General features: G+C 69.6%; 21 protein-coding genes. 13 read left to right on the top strand and 8 right to left on the bottom strand.

What is annotated here, in order from left to right; all coding sequences use genetic code 11:
• From ABZ642_RS32150 to ABZ642_RS32165, 4 genes are all read right to left on the bottom strand, one after another.
• Window positions 1–4,926, bottom strand: coding sequence for a caspase family protein (locus ABZ642_RS32150; RefSeq protein WP_360490235.1), 4,926 nt, complete (start codon window positions 4,924–4,926; stop codon window positions 1–3).
• Between the two features lie 69 nt (window positions 4,927–4,995).
• The gene (locus tag ABZ642_RS32155; RefSeq protein WP_360490237.1) at window positions 4,996–5,700 is read right to left on the bottom strand and encodes a L,D-transpeptidase family protein; all 705 of its coding nucleotides are present in this window, start codon (window positions 5,698–5,700) and stop codon (window positions 4,996–4,998) included.
• 3 nt (window positions 5,701–5,703) lie between these two features.
• Complete coding sequence (locus ABZ642_RS32160) at window positions 5,704–6,291, bottom strand: pyridoxamine 5'-phosphate oxidase family protein (protein ID WP_360490239.1); 588 nt, start codon at window positions 6,289–6,291, stop codon at window positions 5,704–5,706.
• A gap of 200 nt (window positions 6,292–6,491) precedes the next feature.
• Window positions 6,492–7,370 (bottom strand): hypothetical protein, encoded by an 879-nt coding sequence (locus tag ABZ642_RS32165; RefSeq protein ID WP_360490241.1) that lies wholly within the window; start codon window positions 7,368–7,370, stop codon window positions 6,492–6,494.
• A gap of 215 nt (window positions 7,371–7,585) precedes the next feature.
• Between ABZ642_RS32165 and ABZ642_RS32170 the strand changes: the two genes are divergently transcribed.
• The 5 genes from ABZ642_RS32170 to ABZ642_RS32190 all read left to right on the top strand — a co-directional run bounded on the left by ABZ642_RS32170 (window position 7,586) and on the right by ABZ642_RS32190 (window position 13,608).
• Window positions 7,586–8,782 (top strand): argininosuccinate synthase, encoded by a 1,197-nt coding sequence (locus ABZ642_RS32170; protein WP_360490243.1) that lies wholly within the window; start codon window positions 7,586–7,588, stop codon window positions 8,780–8,782.
• 98 nt (window positions 8,783–8,880) lie between these two features.
• Window positions 8,881–10,314, top strand: a complete 1,434-nt coding sequence (gene argH, locus ABZ642_RS32175) for an argininosuccinate lyase (RefSeq protein ID WP_360490245.1) — start codon at window positions 8,881–8,883, stop codon at window positions 10,312–10,314.
• 152 nt (window positions 10,315–10,466) lie between these two features.
• Window positions 10,467–11,441 (top strand): aldo/keto reductase, encoded by a 975-nt coding sequence (locus tag ABZ642_RS32180; RefSeq protein ID WP_360490247.1) that lies wholly within the window; start codon window positions 10,467–10,469, stop codon window positions 11,439–11,441.
• An 86-nt stretch (window positions 11,442–11,527) separates the two neighbouring features.
• On the top strand, window positions 11,528–12,079 hold the full coding sequence (locus ABZ642_RS32185) for a helix-turn-helix domain-containing protein (protein WP_360490249.1): 552 nt from the start codon (window positions 11,528–11,530) through the stop codon (window positions 12,077–12,079).
• Window positions 12,076–13,608, top strand: a complete 1,533-nt coding sequence (locus ABZ642_RS32190; protein ID WP_360490251.1) for an MFS transporter — start codon at window positions 12,076–12,078, stop codon at window positions 13,606–13,608. The genes ABZ642_RS32185 and ABZ642_RS32190 overlap by 4 nt, the downstream gene beginning before the upstream one ends.
• A 4-nt stretch (window positions 13,609–13,612) precedes the next feature.
• Here the strand turns inward: ABZ642_RS32190 and ABZ642_RS32195 are convergent, their stop codons facing one another.
• Both ABZ642_RS32195 and ABZ642_RS32200 read right to left on the bottom strand, forming a co-directional pair.
• Window positions 13,613–15,247: a multicopper oxidase family protein gene (locus ABZ642_RS32195; protein WP_360490253.1), complete on the bottom strand. Its 1,635-nt coding sequence runs from the start codon at window positions 15,245–15,247 to the stop codon at window positions 13,613–13,615.
• Window positions 15,248–15,408: 161 nt separating this feature from the next.
• Window positions 15,409–16,080, bottom strand: coding sequence for a lysophospholipid acyltransferase family protein (locus ABZ642_RS32200; RefSeq protein WP_093505239.1), 672 nt, complete (start codon window positions 16,078–16,080; stop codon window positions 15,409–15,411).
• 320 nt (window positions 16,081–16,400) lie between these two features.
• Between ABZ642_RS32200 and ABZ642_RS32205 the strand changes: the two genes are divergently transcribed.
• The 3 genes from ABZ642_RS32205 (at window position 16,401) to ABZ642_RS32215 (ending at window position 18,708) form a co-directional block, all read left to right on the top strand.
• On the top strand, window positions 16,401–17,585 hold the full coding sequence (locus ABZ642_RS32205) for a glycerophosphodiester phosphodiesterase (protein ID WP_360490255.1): 1,185 nt from the start codon (window positions 16,401–16,403) through the stop codon (window positions 17,583–17,585).
• Window positions 17,586–17,659: 74 nt separating this feature from the next.
• Entirely contained in the window at window positions 17,660–18,166 is a 507-nt protein-coding gene (locus tag ABZ642_RS32210) for a sigma-70 family RNA polymerase sigma factor (RefSeq protein ID WP_360490406.1), read from the top strand.
• A gap of 44 nt (window positions 18,167–18,210) precedes the next feature.
• Window positions 18,211–18,708 carry a GNAT family N-acetyltransferase gene (locus ABZ642_RS32215; RefSeq protein WP_360490257.1) on the top strand — a complete coding sequence of 166 codons (498 nt, stop codon included), beginning with the start codon at window positions 18,211–18,213 and terminating at the stop codon, window positions 18,706–18,708.
• Window positions 18,709–18,797: 89 nt separating this feature from the next.
• Here ABZ642_RS32215 and ABZ642_RS32220 read toward each other — a convergent pair whose 3' ends face one another.
• On the bottom strand, window positions 18,798–19,217 hold the full coding sequence (locus ABZ642_RS32220) for a hypothetical protein (protein ID WP_360490259.1): 420 nt from the start codon (window positions 19,215–19,217) through the stop codon (window positions 18,798–18,800).
• A gap of 1 nt (window position 19,218) precedes the next feature.
• Complete coding sequence (locus tag ABZ642_RS32225; protein ID WP_360490261.1) at window positions 19,219–19,578, bottom strand: hypothetical protein; 360 nt, start codon at window positions 19,576–19,578, stop codon at window positions 19,219–19,221.
• 69 nt (window positions 19,579–19,647) lie between these two features.
• Between ABZ642_RS32225 and ABZ642_RS32230 the strand changes: the two genes are divergently transcribed.
• The 5 genes from ABZ642_RS32230 (at window position 19,648) to ABZ642_RS32250 (ending at window position 24,120) form a co-directional block, all read left to right on the top strand.
• On the top strand, window positions 19,648–20,295 hold the full coding sequence (locus ABZ642_RS32230) for an HAD family hydrolase (RefSeq protein ID WP_360490263.1): 648 nt from the start codon (window positions 19,648–19,650) through the stop codon (window positions 20,293–20,295).
• Window positions 20,296–20,615: 320 nt separating this feature from the next.
• On the top strand, window positions 20,616–21,650 hold the full coding sequence (locus ABZ642_RS32235) for an ATP-binding cassette domain-containing protein (protein WP_360490265.1): 1,035 nt from the start codon (window positions 20,616–20,618) through the stop codon (window positions 21,648–21,650).
• Window positions 21,647–22,372: a methionine ABC transporter permease gene (locus ABZ642_RS32240; RefSeq protein ID WP_360490267.1), complete on the top strand. Its 726-nt coding sequence runs from the start codon at window positions 21,647–21,649 to the stop codon at window positions 22,370–22,372. The genes ABZ642_RS32235 and ABZ642_RS32240 overlap by 4 nt, the downstream gene beginning before the upstream one ends.
• 77 nt (window positions 22,373–22,449) lie before the next feature.
• Entirely contained in the window at window positions 22,450–23,280 is an 831-nt protein-coding gene (locus ABZ642_RS32245) for a MetQ/NlpA family ABC transporter substrate-binding protein (RefSeq protein ID WP_360490269.1), read from the top strand.
• Between the two features lie 210 nt (window positions 23,281–23,490).
• Window positions 23,491–24,120 (top strand): GNAT family N-acetyltransferase, encoded by a 630-nt coding sequence (locus ABZ642_RS32250; RefSeq protein WP_360490271.1) that lies wholly within the window; start codon window positions 23,491–23,493, stop codon window positions 24,118–24,120.
• The last annotated feature ends 14 nt before the right edge of the window (window positions 24,121–24,134 follow it).

Genomic DNA, 24,134 nt, shown 5'->3' on the forward strand with positions numbered 1-24,134 from the left:
TCAGGTCTCGTCTTCGTTCCGGTCTTCTGCGGCGGGGACGGTCAAACTGAACATCTCGGCGTACAGGTGCAGTCGCTGCCTGATCCACGCCTCGCTCTCGCCTGTCGCTTCGGCGGCGAGCGTGACGTGCCGGTGCGACACCGTGCCGTCGATCACGGGCAGCCTGCCGTCCAGGTACTGGGTGAGCAGGGTGAGGTCCTGCCAGCAGGGGACGGTGTCGGCAGCGGCCGGGACAGACGTTGCCGACGGGAGCAGAGGGAGGTACGGCGCGATGCGGTGCAAGGTGTCGGCGACCGGTTCGCCGAGCCTGGCAGCGATACTCACCAGGTCGAGAGGGGTGTAAGGCAAGTCACGCGCCGAGACGCGCGCATCGAGCGACAGGGCCGCCAGGTCCCATTCGTCCGGGACGTGGCCGGACAGGGCGGCAAGTTCATCAGAGGTGAGCGCGGGGACGACAGCCCCGAGTGCTCGGTACTCGGCGAGTTGCAGGTAGGCGGTACCAGGTTCCAGATCGCACCTCCAAGCGTATTCGGCCAGTGCCTCTGGCGTCAGTGGCATCCACTCAGGTGTGCCGGACTTGAAGGTGGTGTCACAGAGGGCGGTACAGAGTTCCCAGGTGGGACGACTGTCGGCAAGAGCTTCAGGCAGGGGCGGGATCTTGAGGCCGAATTCGCAGGCAGGTGAATCGGCGAGCCGCCACACGTCTGCCAGTGATTCCTTCAGATGCATGGCAGCGTTGACCAGTACTTCCGTAGTGATCGACTCGGCAGGGAAGCCGAAGTCGTCGCTGCCGGCATCTCTGCCCGAAAGGACGTATTGGCTGCGCAGACTCAGTGCGTTCCAGGACGAGCTGAGCCTGTAGTCGTCGGGCAGGGAAACGCCCAGCGCGCGCAGGATCTCTGCTTGCTCCCCCAGATCAGTGTCGTGCTGCAGGGCAAAGTAGAGGTCGACCAGGTCGAGACCCTTCTCAAGGGACCGCTCCAATTCGTCCACGAGGAATTCCATGAATTGGGCGGTTTCCCAGGAAGGTACGATCTCGCTTCCCGAGTGGCCGTTGATGTAACGCCGTTCATGGGGCAGACCGAGAATCTCGGCGGTTTTGGCCACCCGTCGCTCCGCGTCGGCTGCGGAGATCTGAAGGGCACCCGCAATGTAGATCGTGGCGGCCCAGTCCAGCTCGCCTCCCTTTGTCAGGCGCCACGAACTCAATTGGCTGAAGATTTCCCTCGAATCGTCGTCCAGCGCGGGCCAGGAGGCCATCTCTGAGCTCGGCGGGACGCTCCAGCCGAGCCAGCCGAACTCGGAGAGGCAGGCTAGTACCTCGGATTCGGAAGCTCCGGTCTTCAGGCACACGAGACGTACGTCGGCCGGGCCGACCACCTTGCGTCGTCGGTCTGAGGTCGTATTAAGAAAGAGGTATTGGATCTCGCGCCCGGTACAGATGTGGTTCATATGGTGCTCGGGCGGCTCGGGAACCTTCAGTGAGTGAAACGGAGCCAGACGTGCCATGGCCTGAATCACTCTGCCCAGTGGCACACGAAGGTGTTCGGAGACCAGCGTCAGAAGGCTGGGGTCCTCCATACGGATTCGTGGCTCCATGGCGCGATGCCGTCGTGGTGACGCGTACCTGCTCCAGGCCTCGGCCACTTCCTTGTCCAATGTCGAGGGCACCCAGACAAGTTCGCTGTCTTCCCTCGACGGCGGTGGGGAGAAGGCCGAACCCAGGATGCGCAGCTTGCGCATCCTGTGCAGGAGACTCGTGAGAGACATTTCCTTCTCGGCGGCGTAGACGACCACGCTTGGCCAGCCGTCGAGGTTCGCCTTCGCCACGTCGGCGTCCCCGGGCGCGGGCACGGGATGGCCGATCAAACTGCGCGGCGGCGCAAGGATGTTATTCTCCGCGGTTTTGCCCAGGACGGTGTTGCGCCATGCCTTGATGCGATCGTTCTCGACACCGGCGGAGCGTTGCACATCGGAATAGAACCAGCCCACCCTGTCCAGGGATACGGGCTCGCCATGGGCCACGCCTACCGTGATGTTCTTCCCCCGCCACTCCTCGTCGAGCAGCTGGGCCACTCGTAGGCTCTGCTTTTCGAGGACTGCCGTCCACGTCAAGGTCAGCCCTGCCCATCGCGACAACACCTCGGCCCCCAGCCGCCACTGCTCTTCCGCCCAGCTCCGATCGAAGCTCTGCAGTTCGGTACGGCTGACACTGAGCTGCCCCGCATGAGGTCCCGTCAAGTTCAGCACGTAGCCGAACGGCTTCTGGTTCGACACCACCCCGTCGCAGAGGACGGCCCCTTCGCCGTCAACCCACCACAGAACTCCGGGTACCGCCTCCACAGGCTCTTGAGCGCCCTCCGCCACCGGAGCCAGCAGGACGTCCGGGTCCCATCGATGGCTTGTCCCCTCCTCGTCCACGGTTTCCACCGCGAACTCGCTGACCCGCACCAACTCCCGCAATACCCGAGTGCACGACAGCTCCTCCGTGGCCGCCCCCTCCCGCAGATACAGCCGTACCCGGGTACCCCCCTCGGCCAGCCCGTCGTCCGGTCCGGTGTGGCGGCGGATGCGGAACAGGCTTCCGCTGCTCGGGATGTCGACCCGCAGGGCGTGCTCGGCGGGGATGCCCTCGGGGCTGACCTGGCGGGTCACGATCATCATCTCGTCGGCGAGCATGAAGTAGCTGAACACGCCAATGCCGAAACGGCTGTTGGGGTAGAGCCGAAGGGCGCGATCGTGCCGTAGCCAGCGTGACTGCTCGCGGCGGAAGGCCTTGGATCGTTCGAAGCGGCTGCCGGCCTGCGTGAAGGTGTGGGTGAGCAGTTCCTCGCTCATACCCACCCCGTTGTCCCGGCACTCGACGTACCGTCCCCGCTCGTCCGCGCCCTGGGTGAAGCTGATGTGTCCGTTCCAGGGCGCAGGGTGGGCACCGGTGCCGGTGAGGTACTGCCACCGCATGGCCCGGTACCGGCACGCGTCCATGGCGTTCTGATACAGCTCACGCAGTGCGAGGGTGGGGTCGCCGCCGTACAACTGCTCGCCCATCAGCAGTTCCCGCACCTCCGACTGGGCGAGATGGAAGCGCAGCAACGGCACCTCGTACGGCTCGAGACCGCCGCCGGTCCGCGCCGGGCGCAGCGCACGGCCGGTCACCCGCTTCGGTACGTCCGCCAGCAGAGCCGCCTCCACGCCCGGCAATTCGTCGGCACGGTTGCGGATCTGCGCGACGAGCTGGTCCGCCTCCTCGGTGATCTCCGCGAGCGCGGCGTGCACCGCCTGATGCGGACAGGGTGCGTCGAGATCGAGCGCCGAGTCCTCCCGTTCCCAGCTCAGCCCGTGCGCGACGGCCGTCACGTGCTCGGGCAGGACCGGATCCGTCACGGCCAGGTGCTCGGACACGATCTCGGGAAACGTCCGTACGTCGACGGACAGCACGGCTGCCAGTCTCAGCAGCGCGGCGAGCGGCCGTATCCGCAGCGGCTGGGGTCCATCGGGCAGCACCACCTTGCCCGGCGCCCGGCCGGACGCCACCACACCGTCGAGCACTTCGTCGAGGCCGACAGCCGAGGCCGCCGCGCACAGCAGCTCCGCCACCTCGTGCACCCGGTCGGAGGCCACGCCCAGATTGCCGACGAGCACCTCGGCGGGATCGGCCGGCACGGGTTCGTCGTCCGTCTCGAGGCGGTCGGCGATCCAACGGTGCACCAGCCACATGACGACTGCGGTCTCGTCCTCCACCCGACCGCGGGCCCGGCACTGCTCCACTTTGCGCGCGACGCGCACATGCTGGTCGCAGACCTGCTCGAAGTGCCTGCGATGGGCCTCCGCGAGCGGCTGCCGGTCCGCTCGGTAGGGGGCGACTTCGGCGGCCTGGCTCAGCCGGTCGGCCCACGCTGCTTCCCACAGGAACGGCGCTGCGACCAGGAACGCCACTTCCACGGCGGACAGTCGCTGAGCGTCGGGCAGCACCAGCGGCAGCCGTTTCTCGATCAGGCGGACGGGGAAAGCCTCGTCCGCCCAGGGATCGGGGCAGGGAAGCCGTCCCTGGGCCAGATGCAGTGTCCGGGCACACTGCTCCACGAAGCCCGCCAACTGCTCCTGGAACCGGGGAACCGAGACCGCGTCCTCCGAACGCACCCGCCCCCACAGCGGCGTCTCGCGCACCGCCCGCAGCCAGGTCTCCAGCAGCGGCCGCCCCTCGCAGATCTCCGTCTCCCGGGTCGCAGGCTCACCGTTGGTGCCGTAGCGGATCCGGGCCGTCTGGGACAGGCGGTGCCGACGCGCGGCCGCCGCCGTACGGCCCCGGGCCAGCTGGAAGACCTCCTCGACGGTCCGCGCCGACGTCAACGGGCCTAGCGCGTCCGCCAGCCCCCGGGTGAAGAAGCTGCCTTCGACCGAGTGGCCGCTGCGTTCACCTTCGGAGCAGGCGGTCAGCACGGCGAAGCCGCTCCTCGGCGGGCCGTTGTCGATGGCGTTGCCGAAAGCCGTCTCGCCGTCGCCGAGCTCGGTACGGCAGGCGTCGACCAGCCAGAGCACCGTCCCGGCCCGGCACTTCGTGAGCAACTGGCTGATGTTCGCCGGCAGCAGCGAATCCAGGTACGGCCACTCCCACTCTCCCTCGGGCGAAGGCTCGGCGTCGGTGGGCACGAGGTAGTCGGCGCCGCCCACACGAATGCCGTGCCCGGTGAAGTACAGCAGGAGCGTGCTGTCGGGTGTCGCCGCGCCGGCCACCTCGTAGAGCTTGCGCTGGATCTGGCCGCGGTCCGCGTCGTGCAGGACCTCCACCTCGTAGCCGACCCCGTCCAGCACCGAGGACATCAGCCTCAAATCGGCCTCGACGACCTCGTCCAGCGGTTCCAGCAGCCCCTCGGCGGCGGGTGCCCGTCCGACCCCGATCAGCAGTGCTCTACGTGCTCGTTCCATGTGCCCTCCCCGCAGGAGGACATGATGTCACCAGCCACCGACACCGGCCGGTCGAACGGCAGCGCGCCGTCAGTACCGGGTGATCGCCGTGGCCCCGCTCGCGGTCCCGATGGCGATGTGCGGGGACCGGGCCGGGTCGGCCCACCGGAGGATCTCCTGCATCGCGTCCGCCGGCACCGACACGCAACCGGCGGTGGCGCCCTGCCCGTTGACGTGCAGGAAGATCCCGGCGCCGCGCCCCCGCACGGGCCGTTCGTAGTTGAACCCGATCACCAGCGCGTACGCGTACTGCGCCGTGTACGACGACAGCTGCTCCGACTCGGCGGCCCGGCAGTCGGCCGGCAGTGGCTCCACCCAACGGTTGTAGGAGGTCGAGTCGTTGTCCTGGCACCACCACGAAGTCGCCGTCACCGCCCGGTACTTGACGGACGTACCCGTCGGCGCCGGCTGGATGCCGAACCCGAACGGGAGGTCGTACAGCCCCGTCGGGGTGGTGTTCGTGCTCTGCTGCCGCTCGGCCCCCTCGACCAGCCCCTTCGTTCCGAACCTGGCCGCGGCCGACCCCACCCGTACCCACTGCCCGTCCCGGCGCTCCCACCAGGTCAAAGTCCCCGAGGTCGAATTCAGCGCGGGCGCCTCCGCGGTGATCAGCTGGTCGCCGCCGCCCGTGTCGGCCATGCGCGCGGGCAGTGGGGAGGCGTCCCCGTCCCCCGGTGCCGCGCCGAGCAGCAGCAAGGACGCGGAGACAAGGGTGACGAGGATGCCTGGACGCATGGCTCAGACGGTAGACGGCGGCAGCGGCAACGGCAGCCCGGGTAGGCCATCCAGGCTCACCGCGACGTGGTCCTTCTTCTCGAAGTACGCGCTCAGCGAGGCGTCGTCCTCGCGCGCGAAGCGCCTCCCGTGCAGGTCGCGGTCGGCGTCGTACGCCATGTAGGGGACCGCGTAACCGCAGGTGTCCCGGACTAGTTCGGCGTGTACGACGATGATCGCGCGCAGGCCGTGCGGGGTGGGGTCGATGCCGGGGAAACGGGTCAGCAGTTCGCCGTAGCGCGGGTCGTCGCGGAAGACCGGCTCGCCGCGGCCGTGCACCCGCACGATGTTCGGCGGGCCCTGGAACGCGCACCACATCAGGGTGATGCGGCCGTTCTCCCGCAGATGGGCGATGGTCTCGGCGTTGGAGCCGGCGAAGTCCAGGTAGGCCACGGTGTGTTCGTCGAGCACCGCGAAGGAGCCTTTGAGGCCCTTGGGGGAGAGGTTGACGGTGCCGTCGCCCGCGAGCGGGGCGGTGGCGGTGAAGAACAGGGGCTGTTCCTCGATGAACGTGCGGAGCCTGCCGTCGATGCGCTCATAGGTCTTTCCCATACCGGGCAATTGTCGGCGCATTCACTTCGGGCGGCTGAGCAATTCCGGCATCCGGACGCCCCGGGCGGGCCTCGGCCCCTCGGACGCCCCAGGCGGGCCTCAAGCCCCTCGGACGCCCCGGGCGGGCCTCAGCCCTTCGGACACCACTGTGGCCGCCCCGGCCGGCGCTGTACACGGGGCGGCCACAGCTGCCTGTCACGTCACTTGGTGAGCGTGCAGGCGGCCAGGGAGTCGAGGCCGGTCGGCTTGGCCGACGTACGGCCGATCGCGATCGCGATCCGGTCGATGGTCGACTTCCGCTTGTCCGCGAGGGGGCCGAGGATCGCGTTGTTCACGAAGTTCGGGCCGCCCTGGCCGACCGTGGTCCGAAGCCGGTTGTCGGCCTCGTCGATCTGAGTCTGGAGCAGGGTGAGGTTGCGGTCGACCTCCGCCTTCGCGGAGGCGGGGATCGCGGGCAGCCGCGAGGCGACGTCCGGGCAGGTGATCGTGCCCACCGTGGAGCCGCTCGTGCCGGTGCCGCCGGTCGACTGCTGCTGGGTGGCCGCCGTGCTCGGCGTGGCCGAGGCCGTGCCCGTCGCCGTGCCGCTGCCCGTGCTCGCGCCACTGCCGGTGTTCGTGCCGGTCCCGCTCGCGTTCAGGGTGCACGGCGCCAGCGCGTCCAGGCCGGTCGGCTTGGCGGCCGTACGGCCGATCGCCGTCGCGATCCGGTTGACGGTCGCCACCCGCTTGTCCTTGAGGGGGCCGAGGATCGCGTTGTTCACGAAGTTCGGCCCGCCCTGGCCCACCGTGTCGACCAGCCGCTTGTCGGCCTCCTGGATCTGCGTCTGGAGGAGCGTGAGGTTGCGGTCGACCTCGGCCTTCGCGGAGGCGGGGATCGCGGGCAGCCGCGAGGCGACGTCCGGGCAGGTGATGGTGGAGGCCGAGGCGGCGAGGGTGCGCGCGTTGCCCGTGCCACTGCTCTGGTCGGGCGTACCGGCGAGGGCCGAACCGGCGATGACCGCACCGGACAGCGCCACGGCGGCGGCACCGCCGATGAGTGCCACGCGACGCTTGTTGTACTTCCGAAGAGCCCTGGACATGCGGATGCCTCACTTGGGTCAGAGGTGGGTTTACAAATGTGGCGCCGGCGTTCAGGCATAGGTACGAGAAAGCGGTTTCGTTTGTTCAAGTCCCTTTCATAAATCTCCGGCGCGCCCCCCCCCGGGTCTCCGTGACCGGAGCGGGTTGGATTGACGAATCATGCAGAGCTCTGCATACTCATGCATAGCAAGTGGATGGACGTGAGGAGGGACCCATGACCGAGCGCGTCGTACTCGCCTACTCCGGCGGGCTGGACACCTCCGTCGCCATCGGCTGGATCGCCGAGGAGACGGACGCCGAGGTCATCGCCGTCGCGGTGGACGTCGGCCAGGGCGGCGAGGACCTGGACGTCATCCGCAAGCGCGCGCTCGCGTGCGGCGCGGTCGAGGCCGAGGTCGCCGACGCCAGGGACGAGTTCGCCGAGGAGTACTGCCTCCCGGCGGTCAAGGCCAACGCCCTCTACATGGACCGCTACCCACTGGTCTCCGCCCTCTCCCGGCCGGCGATCGTCAAGCACCTGGTCGCCGCCGCCCGCAAGCACGGCGCCACCACGGTCGCCCACGGCTGCACCGGCAAGGGCAACGACCAGGTCCGCTTCGAGGCCGGCATCGTCGCCCTCGCCCCCGACCTGACCTGCGTCGCCCCGGTCCGCGACTACGCGATGACCCGCGACAAGGCGATCGCCTTCTGCGAGGCGAAGCGCCTCCCGATCGCGACCACCAAGAAGTCCCCGTACTCCATCGACCAGAACGTCTTCGGCCGCGCCGTCGAGACCGGCTTCCTGGAAGACATCTGGAACGGCCCGATCGAGGACATCTACGAGTACACGCAGAACCCGGCCACCCCGCGCGAGCCCGACGAGGTGGTCATCACCTTCCAGGCGGGTGCCCCGGTGGCGATCGACGGCAAGCCCGTCACCGTGCTCCAGGCCATCCAGGAGCTGAACCAGCGCGCGGGCGCCCAGGGCGTCGGCCGCATCGACATGGTCGAGGACCGGCTCGTGGGCATCAAGTCCCGCGAGGTGTACGAGGCCCCGGGCGCCATCGCGCTCATCACGGCCCACCAGGAACTGGAGAACGTCACCATCGAGCGCGAACTCGCCCGCTACAAGCGGCAGGTGGAGCAGCGCTGGGGCGAACTCGTCTACGACGGCCTGTGGTTCTCCCCGCTCAAGCGCGCCCTGGACGGCTTCGTCGACGAGGCGAACCAGTACGTCACCGGCGACATCCGGATGACCCTGCACGGCGGCCGGGCGGTCGTCACCGGCCGCCGCTCCGCGTCCTCCCTCTACGACTTCAACCTCGCCACCTACGACACCGGCGACACCTTCGACCAGGCCGCGGCCAAGGGCTTCATCGACATCTACAGCCTGTCGTCGAAGATCGCCGCGCAGCGTCAACTGCGGGCGTAGCCCGACGCGACCTCGCCCGAGCAGTAGCGTGACAACCGCCTCCCCGTTCATGGCCGGGGAGGCGGCGCCACATCCGTATCTCTCTAGGAGCAACGCAAGTGAGCAGCAACAGCGGTGACGTTCGGCTCTGGGGCGGCCGTTTCGCCGACGGTCCCGCCGAGGCCCTGGCGAAGCTGTCCGCGTCCGTCCACTTCGACTGGCGGCTCGCGCCCTACGACATCGCCGGTTCGCGTGCCCACGCGCGCGTGCTGCACAAGGCGGGCCTGCTCACCGAGGACGAACTCCAGCGCATGATCGCCGGCCTCGACCTGCTGGAGGCCGATGTCGCCGCCGGCACCTTCGTGGGCACCATCGCCGACGAGGACGTCCACACGGCTCTGGAGCGCGGCCTGCTGGAGCGCCTCGGCCCCGACCTCGGAGGCAAGCTGCGGGCCGGCCGTTCCCGCAACGACCAGGTCGCGACCCTCTTCCGGATGTACCTCCGGGACCACGCCCGGGTGATCGGCGGCCTGATCGCCGACCTCCAGGACGCCCTGATCGGCCTCGCGGAGGCCCACCCGGACGTGGCCATGCCCGGCCGCACCCACCTCCAGCACGCCCAGCCGGTGCTCTTCGCGCACCATGTCCTGGCCCACGTCCAGTCCCTGTCCCGGGACGCCGAGCGGCTGCACCAGTGGGACGAGCGCACGGCCGTCTCCCCGTACGGCTCCGGCGCCCTCGCGGGCTCCTCGCTCGGCCTGGACCCGGAGGCGGTGGCGAAGGACCTCGGCTTCGAGCACGGCAGCTCCGCCAACTCCATCGACGGCACGGCCTCCCGCGACTTCGTGGCGGAGTTCGCCTTCATCACGGCGATGATCGGGGTGAACCTCTCCCGGATCGCCGAGGAGATCATCATCTGGAACACGAAGGAGTTCTCCTTCGTGACCCTGCACGACGCGTTCTCCACGGGCTCCTCGATCATGCCCCAGAAGAAGAACCCGGACATCGCGGAGCTGGCCCGCGGCAAGTCCGGCCGCCTGATCGGCAACCTGACCGGCCTCATGGCCACCCTCAAGGCCCTGCCCCTGGCCTACAACCGCGACCTCCAGGAGGACAAGGAGCCGGTCTTCGACTCCTGCGACCAGCTGGAGGTCCTGCTCCCCGCCTTCACCGGCATGATGGCCACCCTCACCGTCAACCGCGAGCGCATGGAGGAACTGGCCCCGGCCGGCTTCTCGCTGGCCACCGACATCGCGGAGTGGCTGGTCAAGCAGGGCGTCCCGTTCCGCGTGGCCCACGAGGTGGCCGGCGAGTGCGTCAAGGCGGCCGAGGCCGAGAACAAGGAACTGGACGAACTGACCGACGACCAGTTCGCGAAGATCTCCGCCCACCTGACCCCCGAGGTCCGCTCGGTCCTCAACGTCCCCGGCGCCCTCGCCTCCCGCAACGGCCGGGGCGGCACGGCCCCGAGCGCGGTCGCGATCCAGCTGGCGGAGGTGAAGGCGGATGTAGCGGACCAGCACGCCTGGGCAACGGCCCGACAGCGGGCCTGAAAGGGGCGCGGGGAACTGCGCGACCGGCCACAGTGCGTCCGCACCCGCGAACACACCGCACCACCCGAGCGCTGAAGCCAAGGTCATCGCGGGTTACGTTGGTCAGGAGCCGAACCGGAGCCGAACCGGAGCCGACCGAAACGGAGCCCGCGATGCCCTTCGCCCGCCTGGCGACCGCGACCACCCCGACCGCCCACATCGGCCTCGGCCTCGCCGCGGTCGGCCGCCCCGGCTACATCAACCTCGGCCGCGAAGAGGACCTCGGCGAGGACCGCAGTGTCGGCGCCCTCCGCCGCCGCACGCACGAACTCCTCGACGCCGCCTACGCCCAGGGCGTCCGCTACTTCGACGTGGCCCGCTCCTACGGCCGTTCCGAGGAGTTCCTCGCCGACTGGCTGACCGCCCGCCCCGACGCCGCCGCCGACGTGGTCGTCGGCAGCAAATGGGGCTACACCTACACCGCCGACTGGTCCGCGGACGCCGAGACGCACGAGGTCAAGGACCACAGCGTCCAGACCTACGACCGCCAGCGCGCCGAGACCGCCGAACTCCTCGGCGACCATCTCGACCTCTACCAGATCCACTCGGTGACCCCGGACAGCCCGGCCCTCACCGACAAGGAACTGCACGCCCGCCTCGCGGAAGCGGCGGCCACCGGCCTCACCGTCGGTTTCTCCACCAGCGGCCCCGCCCAGGCCGACGCCATCCGTGCCGCCCTCGCCGTCACGGTCGACGGCGAGCCCCTCTTCCGTACCGTCCAGTCGACGTACAACGCCTTGGAGACCTCGGCCGGACCGGCCCTCGCGGAGGCGCACGACGCCGGACTGACGGTGATCGTGAAGGAGGGCATGGCCAATGGCAGGCTGGCCGCCTCGCACGCCCCCGACGCGCTGCGGGCCGTGGCCGAGGAGACCGGTCTCGGCTGTGACGCCGTGGCCCTCGCCGTCGTACTGCGACAGCCCTGGGCCGGAGTCGTCCTGTCCGGCGCGGCGACGCTCACCCAGCTCGCCTCCAACCTGCACGCGGCCGCCGTCGACCTCGACGAGGACCAGCTGACCCGGCTCGCCGCCCTGGCCGAGGACCCGCACGTCTACTGGGAGCGCCGCGGCAGCCTGCCCTGGCACTGACGCGGAACCACCCCTGACCAGCCTTCTCGTGACTCACGCATGCCCAGCATGAGACAGATCTGTCTCACATGGGTTACTCTTGTCTCATGGCCCTCGACCGTGAGCAGGTGCTGCGCAGCGCAGCCGCGTTGCTGACCCGCAGATCCACCGCGACCATGGACGAGGTCGCCAAAGCCGCCGGGATCAGCCGGGCCACCCTGCACCGGCACTTCGCGGGCCGGGACGCGCTCGTGCGCGCGCTGGAGGCGCTCGGTATCGAGGAGTGCGAGGCGGCTCTGGACACGGCCCGCCTGGACGAGGGCCCGGCGGCCGACGCCGTGCGCCGCCTGGTCCGCGAGATCGAACCGGCCGCCGGGCTCCTGGCCTTCCTCTACACCGAGAACCAGCTGTTCGAGGGCGAGCAGCAGAACCAGGGCTGGACCCGGATCGACGACCGCATCGCGGCCCTCTTCCGGCGCGGCCAGCAGAGCGGCGAGTTCCGTATCGACCTCACCCCCGCCTGGCTCACCGAGGCGCTGTACGGCCTGCTGGCCTCCGCCGCCTGGGCGGTGACGGAGGGCAGGGTCGCCCCCAAGGACTTCACCCACATGATCGTCGAGCTGCTGCTCGGCGGTGCACGACGAAGAGAGGAATCATGACCAGCACGGTGCGGCCGGCGATCGCCAAGGACACCGAGGAGAAGCGCCCGGGCCGCTGGCTCGCGCTCTGCGTCCTGGTGCTCGCCGTGCTGCTCGTGGCCGTGGACGCGACCGTCCTCGGTCTCGCGACCCCCTTCATCAGCGAAGACCTCGAGCCCTCCGGCACCCAGCTGCTGTGGATCGGTGACGTCTACTCGTTCGTCATCGCGGGACTGCTGGTCACCATGGGCAGCCTCGGCGACCGCATCGGCCGCAAGCGGATCCTGCTCGGCGGCGCCACGGCGTTCGGTGCGATATCCGTCCTGAACGCGTACGCGACGACCCCCGGGACGATGATCGCGGCCCGCGCCCTGCTGGGCGTGGCAGGCGCGACCCTGATGCCCGCCACCCTCGCCCTGATCCGCAACCTCTTCCACGACCCGCGCGAGCGCAGCCTCGCCGTCGGCATCTGGGGCGCCACCGCCTCCGCCGGTACGGCCGTGGGCCCGATCGTGGGCGGCTTCCTGCTCGAACACTTCTGGTGGGGCTCGGTCTTCCTGATCAACCTGCCGGTGATGGTGGTCCTGGTCCTCGTCGGCATCAGGACGCTCCCCGAGTCCCGCAACCCCGACCCCGGCCCCTGGGACCTGATCAGTGTCGTCCTGTCGCTGGTCGGCATGATCGCGGTCGTGTACGCGGTGAAGGAGGCCGCGACCCACGGCCTCAACGGAGTCACCGCGGCCACCGCCCTCCTCGGCACCGCGGCCCTCTTCGGCTTCGTCCGCCGCCAGCTCACCCTGCCCAAGCCCCTGCTGGACATGCGGCTGTTCCGCGGGCGCGGCTTCAGCGGCGCGGTCCTCGCCGACCTGCTGACCGTGCTCGGCATGTCGGGCCTGGTGTTCTTCCTCTCCCAGTACCTGCAACTTGTCCAGGGCAGGCACCCGTTCGAGGCGGGCCTGGCCGAACTCCCGGCGGCCGTCGGCGCGGTGGCGGCGGGCCTGGTGGCCGGCCGGGCGGCCCGCCGTCACTCGGTGCGGGCGGTGGTCTCCGGTGGCCTGGCCGCCGTCGGTGTGGCCCTCGCGACCCTGACCACGCTCTCGCAGTCCACCGGCTACCCGATCCTCGGCGCGGCCCTCCTGGTGGTCGGCGTCGGTGCCGGATTCTCCTTCACGGTGACGGCGGACGTGATCCTCTCCAGCGTCCCCAAGGACCAGGCCGGCGCCGCCTCGGCGGTCTCCGAGACGGCGTACGAACTGGGCGCGGCGCTGGGCATCGCCCTGCTCGGCTCGATCGTGATGGGCGTCTACCGCGGTTTCCCGGGCCCGGCGGGCACCCCGGCCGCCGCCCACGAATCCCTGGGCGCGGCGGTGCAGGCGTCGACGGCCATGCCCCCGCAGACGGCGACCGAGATGCTGGCGGCGGCCCGGGACTCCTTCGTCCACGGCCTGCACCTGGCCTCGGGCGCGGGCGCCGCGGTCCTGCTGGCCACGGCGGTGGCGGCCTGGTTCCTGCTGAAGGGGCAGGAACTGGAAGGCGCCCCGTCGGCGTGACGCATCACTTCTGGTAACCGAGCACCGTCATCATGCCGCTCTCCGAGTGGTACTGGTTGTGGCAGTGCAGCATCCACAGCCCGGGGTTGTCGGCGTCGAAGTCGAGCACCAGCTTGCGGTGCGGCAGGACGATCGTCGTGTCCTTCCGGGCTCCCTCCGAGTTCAGCCCGGTGACCGCGAACGTGTGCCCGTGCAGATGCATCGGATGCCACATGTCGGTCGCGTTGATGAGCGTCAGCCGCACCCGCTCACCGGCCCGCACCGCATGCCGCTGCCGCACGTCGTACGTCTTGTGGTCGAACCCCCAGTCGTACCTCTCCATCGTGCCCGTGATCCTGATCCGCAGGTCGCGGTCGGGTTTCCGGTCGTCCATGCGGACGGACTCGGCCGGCAGCAGCCGGCGGGCCTGCACGATCTCACGGTCCAGCTCGGTCGGGCGGACATCCGGCGCCGGAAGGTTTCTTCCCTGGTCGGTACGGAGGACCGCGAGGCCCTTGCCCTTCTTGCCCTCGGCGAGTGCGACGAGCGGGAAGACGCCGTCCTTGGCGGTGACGAGGACGTCGTACCGCTCGGCCATGCCGATGAGCAGGGCGTCGGTCTTCGTGTGCTGGACGGGGTAGCCGTCGGTGTGGGTGACGGTCATGGGGTGGTCGCCGAGCGCGACCCGGAAGGCCGTCTCGGAGCCCGCGTTGATGATCCGGATCCGGATGCGGTCGCCGGGGCGGCAGCGGAAGACGGAGGGGTCGGTGCGCAGCCGCCCGTTGACCAGGTAGTGAGGGTAGGCGACGTTGCCGCCCTCGCCGTGCAGCATGCTGCTGTGGGAGTCGCGCAGCACCCGGTCCGGGCCCATCCGCTTCTTGGACTTGGACGGCGCGGAGGGCGCGGCCGCCGACCGGCGCGGGCTCGGGCTGCTCTGGCCGGGGCCCATGCCCATCCCCATGTGCATCGCCATGGAGCCGCCGGGCTTGAGCTGGTCGAGCACCTGCTCGGGGTTGGAGCCGTCGATGTCGTCCACCCAGTCGTCCAGGACGACGACCCATTCCTTGTCGTAGGCGAGGGGCTCCTTCGGGTCGTCGACGATGAACGGCGCGTACAGGGCACGGTCGGGCTGCATGCCGACGTGCGAGTGGAACAGATAGGTGCCCGGGTGGGCGGCGACGAAGCGGTAGACGAAGTCCGTCCCCGGCGCGATGGACGGCTGGGTCAGGTCCGGAACGCCGTCCATGTCGCAGCGCAGCCGCACCCCGTGGGCGTGCAGCGTGGTCTTCTCGGTCAGCCGGTTGCTGACGGTCAGGCTCAGGACGTCACCGGCGGTGACACGCACCAGCGGGCCCGGGACCGACTCGTTGTACGCCCAGCTGTGCACCGACCGCCCGCCCAGGTCCAGCATGCTCTCGGCGGCCGTGAACGTGACCATGCGGACGGGGCCGGAGCCGCGCTTCCGCTCGGTCGCGAGCACCTCTGGATCCGACGGGTTGACGAACCCCTTGGGTCCCTGCGGGACGAACGCGGCGGTCCGGACCGTGTGCTGCGGGCCGGAGCGCGAGGGGGAGTCGGAGTCGGAACAAGCAGCCAGGAGCCCCGCGCCGGCGGCAGCGAACGGAGCACTGAGCAGGGTACGCCGAGAAGGTTTCTGCATGTCTGAATAAGACATGCTGTGTGCTCATATGGCCGGGAAATGCGAAGGAATGACCGAAGTGTCGGGCCAGATTCCACCGCGAGGCGGACGTGGACGGATGTCAGGCGGATGGCAGACAGAAGGGCACGGACCCCGGTCCGTGCCCTTGCGCCGAAAGAGTGTCAGGCGGCCTTCGCCTTGGTGGCGTACATGTCCACGTACTCCTGCCCGGACAGCCGCATGACCTCGGCCATCACCGAGTCGGTCACGGCCCGCAGCACATAGCGGTCCCGGTCCATCCCCTCGTACCGGGAGAACTCCATGGCCTCGCCGAACCGGACGGTGACCTTGCCCGGCCGCGGGATGCCCGCGCCGCCCGGCTGCAGCTTGTCGGTGCCGATCATCGCGAAGGGCACCACCGGCGCGCCGGTCATCAGCGTCAGCCGCGCGATGCCGGTACGGCCCCGGTACAGCCGGCCGTCGGGGGAGCGGGTGCCCTCCGGGTAGATCCCGAAGATCCGGCCCTCGTCCAGGATCCGCTTACCGGTCATCAGCGCGGCGACACCGCCGCTCGCGCCGTCGCGGTCCACCGGGATCATGCCGACGCCGGTGAAGAACCAGGCCATCAGCCGGCCCTTGAAACCCTTCCCGGTGACGTACTCGTCCTTGCCGATGAAGAACACCTGCCGCTTGCTCACGAGCGGCAGGATCATCGAGTCGATGAACGTGAGGTGGTTCCCGGCGAGGATGACCGGACCGTCCCCCGGGATGTGCTCCACGCCCTCCACCTGGGGGCGGAACATCAGGCGCATGATCGGTCCGAGCACTGCCTTGATGAGCGCGAAGCGGGACAACGGGTCCTCCGATGTCGAGGGGCGGTATGAGTCTGTGCAGGTGAGGACATTACTCGCGGCTCCCTGGGGAGCGCACATCGAGGACGGCCGGTTCACCGAGGTCTTACGCACTGTTGACGCGGGTTTACCTGCGGTGCCGCCCGGGAGACAGCTTGCGGCGCGGCCTCGGCGATGTGACGGAAGTCGCCGACGGACCGTCATGACGCGCCGCCCATCAGCCATACGGAGTCATCCGGCCGTTGGGCCGGCGGTCTCCCGTCGGTCACGTCCGCAGCCCTACGATCAGCCGGCATCGAAGGGCGAAGGTCAGGAGAGCGCTCATGAACACGGACGACTCGAACGAGCGGACACAGGTGAACGGCATGACCGGACGGCGGGCACTGCTCGGCGCCGCGGTGCTCGGCGCCGGCGGAGCGGTCCTCGGACTGCCCGGCGCCGCCAGAGCGGCCGAGGCGAAGCGGTCCGGCCACGGCCACGGCGGCCTGAAGAGCCTGCCCAAGCCGACGATCATCGGCCACCGCGGCGCCAGCGGCTACCGCCCGGAGCACACCTTCGGCTCCTACAACCTGGCCCTCGACCTCGGCGCCGACATAGTCGAGGCCGGTGACCTCGTCCCCACCAGGGACGGCCACCTGGTCTGCCGCCACGAGCCGGAGATCGGCGGCACCACGGACGTCGCCGACCACAAGGAGTTCGCCGACCGCAAGACCACCAAGGTCCTGGACGGCATCCCCACCACCGGCTGGTTCACCGAGGACTTCACGCTCGCCGAGCTGAAGACGCTGCGCGCGATCGAGCGCATCCCGGCCAACCGCCCGCACAACACGCTCTACAACGGTCACTGGGAGATCCCCACCTTCGAGGAAGTCCTCAAGTGGCAGGACGAGCAGACCCGCAAGCGCGGCAAGCAGGTCTGGATCTACCCCGAGACCAAGCACCCCACCTACTTCCGCAAGCTGGGCCTCGGGCTTGAGGAGCGGGTCGCCAAGCTGCTGCGCAAGTACGGCAAGGACAAGCGGAACTCGCCGGTCATCCTGCAGTCCTTCGAGCCGACCAGCATCCAGCGCCTGAACACGCTGCTCGACAACCCGCTGGTCGTCCTGCTGTCCGCGGCGAACACCCAGCCCTACGACTTCGTCGCGACCGGCGACCCGCGCACCGTCGCCGACCTGATCACGCCGAAGGGCCTGCGGGAGATCGCCGGCTACGCGCAGGGCATCGGCCCGACCCTCGACCTGGTCATCCCGAAGGACGCCAATGGCGACTTCACCACGCCGAGCACGCTGGTCGCGGACGCGCACAAGGTGGGCCTGGTCCTGCACCCCTACACCATGCGCAACGAGAACCCCTTCCTGCCGCCGGCCTACCGCAAGGGCAGCGACGTCACCGCGTACGGCGACGTCTTCCCGGTCTTCCAGACGTACTTCGAGACCGGTATCGACGGCGTCTTCTCGGACAACGCCGACACCGCGATCCTGGCCCGCGACGCCTTCGTCAACGGCTGAGCCCCCGCACCCCGTTGGGGGTGACTCCCGGCCGCCCCGGCAACCTGTCCCGGGGCGGCCGCGTCGTCCCGCACATGACGGACGACCTGGTTGCCTCCCTGGGCCCGCTGCTCACCGCCGAGGCCTCGGCCGAGGCGTATGCCTGCGGCAGCGACCCCGGAGACCTGGAACAGACGGTCTGGCTCCGCCTCCTGGAGCGGCTGGCGGCGCACGGCCCGCCCCGGGCCCCCGAGGACTGGCTGCGCAGAGCCGTCCGTGCCGAGTCCCGCCGCACCCGCCGTACGACACGCCATGAACGCCCCTACGGCACCGATCCCGCCGACCACGCCACCCCCACGCCCGAACAGCGCGTCCTCACCACCGCCCACCGCCGTGCCGTGCGCGAGGCGGTCGCCCGCCTCCCCGGCCGCTGCCCCCGACTCCTCCAGGCCCTGCTCTCCCCGAAAGACCTGACATACCGGGAGATCGCAGGGGAGTTGGGTATCTCACAGGGCAGTCTGGGACCGGAACGTTCCAGATGTCTGGGATGTCTGCGCCGATTGTTGACGCCGGAGGTTGCGTCCCGCGAAGCGCGGGGATAGGAGTGAGGACGACAAGCGATCAGGTGAGCGGGAGGCGTGCGCACATGGGCATGAGCGTGACCATCTCGGTGGCGACCGAGCAGGATGTAGAGCAGATCTTCAGGCTCCAGTACCTGTGCTTCCAGAGCGAGGCGGCGCTGTACGGCAACTACCGCATCGACCCGCTCGTCCAGAGCCTCGACTCGGTCCGCCAGGAGGTCGCGTCCGACTGCGTCTTCGTCGCCCGGCTCGGCGAGGAGGTCGTCGGCTCGGTCCGCGGCTCGGTCACCGAGGACGGCGCCGCCGCCATCGGCAAGCTCTGTGTCCACCCCCGCCTGCAGGGCCACGGCATCGGCGCGCGGCTGCTGCGCGTGGCGGAAGGGGCCCTGGCCGAGGAACGCGGAGCCAAGAAGTTCCGCCTCTTCACGGGCCACCGCAGCGAGGGCAACCTCCGCCTGTACCGCCGGGTCGGCTACGAAACGGTAGGCACGTCCAAGGGCGCGGACGGCGTGCCGATGATCGTCCTGGAGAAGCCGGCCAGCACATACGCGACAACGGCCTGACTTCTCAACGCCCCGCACCGGAGCGCCCCGAAAGGGGCGCGGGGAACTGCGCGACCAGCCACGACGGGACCGTCAGCCGCACACGCTCCTCAGCTCTTCGCCCCCTGGGCGCCCTTCCGCAACCAGTACAACGCGGAAAGCGGCAACAGCACAGGAATGAACACGTACCCCATCCCGTAGTCCGACCACACGGTCGCATCCGGGAACGCAGAAGAGTCGACGAGGGTCCACGTACCCACGATCAACACCCCCGCAAGCTCGGCGGCGCAGCACACCTGCGCCACCCTGCGGGCCGTCTCGCCGCCCCGCACCAGCGTGTACGTGATGAACGCGTACACCACCCCCGCGACCGCCGACAGCGAGTACGCGAGCGGCGCCCGGTCGAACTCGGTCGCGATCTGGTAAGCAGATCGCGACACGGCCCCGACGACCATCACGCCGTAGAACCACACAAGAAGCGTGCCCGGCCCACTGGTGAGCCGCTTCGGCCTCTGCTCCACGGTCGTCATCTCACCCTCCCCAGATGTCATAGAGCCGCACCTCCAGCACGGCCAGCACCACACCGCCCGCGGCGACCGTCACGGAGCCCCACCGGGTCCGCTCGGCCAGCGACATGAACCCCGCCGCCGGGACGCACGCGAACGCGCCCAGCAGATACGCCACGAAGATCGTCGTACCCTGTGCCGGCTTGTCGCCGCGGGTCAGCAGCACGATCCCGGCCACCAGCTGGATCACCGCCAGCACCGACACCACGGCCATCCCGATGAAGTGCCAGTCCTTCGTCGGCTGGTCCCGGTAGGCGGCCCAGCCGCACCACGCGGCGAGCAGCAGTGCGGCGACGCCGGTCACCAGCAACAGGGCATTGAGCATGCGGTGACCTTATTACGGCGGAAACGGCCCCACGCCGTCGCCCCTGCCGTACGCCGTAGGGTCTGGACCATGACGATCCGCGCACAAGCCCTGCTTTTCGACAATGACGGCACCCTGGTCTCCTCCCTGGAGTCCGTGGAGCGCTGCTGGATCCGCTGGGCGGCGGAGTACGGCGTCACCGAGGAGTTCGCCCGAGTCGAACTGCACGGCCGGACCGCCGCGGACATCGTCGCCGACCTGCTCCCCGCCCACCTCGTCCCGGAGGCCGTCGCCCGGGTCGAGCAGCTGGAGGTGGAGGACGTCCCGGGCGACGGCGTCCGGCTGCTCCCCGGCACCGCCGCCTTCCTCGACTCCCTCCCCGCCGACCGCTGGGCCGTCGTCACCTCGGCCACCCGCCGGCTCGCCGAGGCCCGCCTGGACGCGGTCGGGATACGGCCCAAGACGCTGATAGCCGCCGACGACGTCACCCGCGGCAAGCCCGACCCCGAGCCCTACCTCCTCGCCGCCCGCCGGCTGGGCGTCGACCCGGCCCGCTGCGTGGTCTTCGAGGACGCCCCGGCCGGGCTCCAGGCGGGCCGCGCCGCCGGGATGACCACCGTGGCGTTGGCCACAACCCACCCGGCGCGGGAGCTGGACGCGGACCTCGTGGTAGAGGACCTCTCGGCCCTGTCGGCGCTGGTCACCGACCACCGCGTCGAGATCTCGACGCGCCGCTGACGGACGTCCGCCGCTGTCCAGCATGCGGACAGCGGCGGGCTGTCAGGACCGTAGGTCTGGTTTACTGATCGCATGACCACGACGAGCGACCGCACCCCTGCGACCGAGGCGACCATGACGCCCGGTGCTCGTTGTATGTGTCGAATGTGCGCCTTCTAGAGGGCCCCCGCACCACCCCAGAGCCTCGCGCCCCGAAGCGAGCCGCCGCCGTGGCCTGTCCGTACGCCGTGAGCCGTATGTGACCCCGCTGCCCCGCGCACATTTTCCCTCCCGTACCAGGGCACACCCACGCCCGCGTACTCAACAGTGATGGAATCCCAGTGATCACCACAACGGGCCTGACCAAGGTCTACCGCTCCCGCGGCCGCGAGGTCACCGCCCTCGACGGCGTCGATCTGCACGTCCGCGAGGGCGAGGTGTACGGCGTGATCGGCCAGTCCGGCGCCGGCAAGTCCTCGCTCATCCGCTGCGTCAACCTCCTGGAGCGTCCCACCGCCGGCACCGTGACGGTCGACGGCCAGGACCTCACCGCCCTCGCCGGGCGCGGCCCCCGGGCCGGCCGGGAGCTCCGGCAGGCGCGCAGCCGTATCGGCATGGTCTTCCAGCACTTCAACCTGCTCTCCACCCGGACCGTCCAGGACAACGTCGAGCTGCCGCTCGAAATCCTCGGCACGTCGGGGAAGGAACGTTCCCGCAAGGCGCTGGAGCTGCTCGACCTGGTCGGACTCGCCGACAAGGCGAAGGCCTACCCGGCCCAGCTCTCCGGCGGCCAGAAGCAGCGCGTCGGCATCGCCCGCGCACTCGCCGGCGACCCCAAGGTGCTGCTCTCCGACGAGGCCACCAGCGCCCTCGACCCGGAGACCACCCGCTCCATCCTCCAGCTGCTGCGCGACCTGAACCGGCAGCTGGGCCTGACCGTGCTGCTCATCACGCACGAGATGGACGTGGTGAAGTCGATCTGCGACTCGGCCGCCCTCATGGAGAAGGGACGCGTCGTCGAGTCCGGGACCGTCAGCGAGCTGCTCGGCACCCCCGGGTCCGAGCTGGCCGCCGCGCTGTTCCCGGTCGGCGGCGAGGCCTCCGGCGACGACCGCACCGTCCTCGACGTCACCTTCCACGGCGAGGCCGCCACCCAGCCGGTCATCTCCCAGCTCTCCCGTACCTACAACATCGACATATCGATCCTCGGCGCGGCCATCGACACCGTCGGCGGCCTCCAGATCGGCCGGATGCGCATCGAACTGCCCGGCCGCTACGAGGACAACGTGGTGCCCATCGGCTTCCTGCGCGAACAGGGCCTGCAGATCGACGTGGTGGGCCAGGAGTCCGCGCTGGTGAAGGAAGGTGCCAAGTGAGCTGGTCCGAGATGCAGCCGCTGCTGTCCCAGGCGTGTTGGGACACGCTCTACATGGTCGGCTGGTCCACGTTGATCGCCGTCGTCGGCGGACTCCCGCTCGGCGTCCTGCTCGTCCTCACCGACCGCGGCGGACTGCTCCAGAACGTGCTGGCCAACAAGGTCATCGGCCAGATCGTGAACATCGCCCGCTCGATGCCGTTCATCATCCTGATGGTCGCGCTGATGAACTTCACGCGCTCGATCACCGGGACGACCATCGGCCGTGAGGCGGCCATCGTGCCGCTCGCCATCGGCGCGATCCCGTTCTTCGCGCGGCTGGTCGAGACGGCTGTCCGCGAAGTGGACGGCGGGCTCGTCGAGGCCGTGCAGTCGATGGGGGGCAACACCTGGACCGTCGTACGCAAGGTCCTGGTGCCCGAGTCGCTGCCCTCGCTGATCTCCTCCACCACGACCACGATCGTCGCGCTCATCGGCTACTCGGCCATGGCCGGCACGGTCGGTGCCGGCGGCCTCGGCGACATCGCGATCCGCTACGGCTACCAGCGCTTCGAGACCCAGCTGATGTGGATCACCGTGGCGATCCTCGCCGTCGTCATCTCCCTCATCCAGTTCGCCGGCGACTACGCGGCCCGCTCCCTGCACCGCCGCGGCGGTGCGTCCGGGCCGGTGCCGAAGCTGCGGCTGCTGAAGGCCGCCACGGCCACCGGCAAGACCGTCTGAGCCTCTTCGGCACCCCTTCAGATTTCCCCGCACCACCCATCGCGGGGTCGCTCCACCCTTAAGGAAAGGCACTTTTCGTGCGTAACACCGCCAAAATCACCACCGCCGTCCTCGCCGCCGGAGCCCTCACCTTCGGGCTCACCGCCTGCGGCTCGGACAAGGACTCCGCCTCCGCCGACTACAGCGGCCCGCTGGTCGTCGCCGCGAGCCCGACCCCGCACGCCGAGATCCTGAACTACGTCAAGGACAACCTGGCGAAGAAGGCCGGACTCGACCTGGAGGTCAAGGAGTTCCAGGACTACATCGTGCCGAACACGGCGACCGAGGACGGCTCGGTGGACGCCAACTACTTCCAGAACCAGCCGTACCTCGACGACTTCAACAAGAAGCGCGGCACCCACATCGTGCCCGTCGTCACGGTGCACCTGGAGCCGCTCGGCCTCTACTCCCACAAGGTCAAGAGCGCCGACGCGCTGAAGAGCGGTGCGACCGTCGCCGTCCCGAACGACGCGGTGAACGAGGCGCGTGCCCTCAAGCTGCTGGCCGCCAACGGGCTCATCACCCTCAAGGACGGCGCCGGCACCGAGGCGACCCCGCAGGACATCGCCAAGAACCCGAAGAACCTCCAGTTCAAGGAGGTCGAGGCGGCCCAGACCGCACGCTCCCTGGACGACGTGGACGCCGCGGTGATCAACGGCAACTACGCCATCTCCGCCGGTATCAAGCCCGCCAAGGACGCCCTCGTCCTGGAGTCCGCGAAGAACAGTCCCTACGGCAACTTCCTCGCGGTGAAGAAGGGCAACGAGAAGGACCCGCGGGTGAAGAAGCTCGCCAAGCTCCTCACGTCGCCCGAGGTCAAGAAGTTCATCGAGGACAAGTACCAGGGCTCGGTCATCCCGTCCTTCTGATCGTCCTGCCGATCGCCCTTCCGATCGTCTTTCCGGTCGGGTTTCCGACGGCTGGTACACGTCTTTCCGACGGCACGTATACGGCGTATCGCCACGCACGGGGTCCACTCGCTCACCGCGGGTGGGCCCCGTCGTGCCGTTCGGTGGTTTCATGCTGCATGCTGGGCAGTTCGCAGCCCTGAAGGATTTCCGAAGGTTACGGAGTGGCGCATGACTAGCACCTTCCCCAACATCTCCATCAACACGGAGCGGTTGGTGCTGCGTCCCCTCGACGAGGACGACGTGCCCGCCCTGGCCGAGATGATGAACGACGAGCAGGTCGCGGCCTGGACCGACGTGCCCCAGCCGTTCACCGAGGACGCGGCCCGGCACTGGATCACCGAGTACGCCCCCGCCGAACGCACCGACGGCCGGGGCCTCGACCTCGCGGTCACCGAGTTCCTCACCCAGCGCCTGGTCGGCGTCATCCAGCTGACCAAGACCAACTGGCACATCCGGTCGACCGAGTTGTCGTACATCATCGCCCCCTGGGCCCGCGGCGAGGGCTACGCCTCCGAGGCCGCGCTCGCCACCGCCCACTGGCTCCTGGGCGACCAGAAGCTCGAACGCATCGAGATCCGCACCGCCGCCGACAACACCGCCTCCCAGCAGGTGGCCCAGAAGATCGGCGGCATCAGCGAGGGGGTGCTGCGCAACGCCTGCATAGTCCACGTGCGCACCGAGGACGGCACCTGGACGGACGTGCGCACCGACTTCATCGTGTGGAGCCTGCTCCCTGAGGACCTGGAAGGCGCCGGCGAGGAATTCGCCGAGAGCGGCGGCTTCACCTCCTGGAACTGACGCCGACGGGACTC

The sequence above is a fragment of the Streptomyces sp. NPDC007157 genome, assembly GCF_040634235.1.
Lineage (GTDB): Bacteria > Actinomycetota > Actinomycetes > Streptomycetales > Streptomycetaceae > Streptomyces.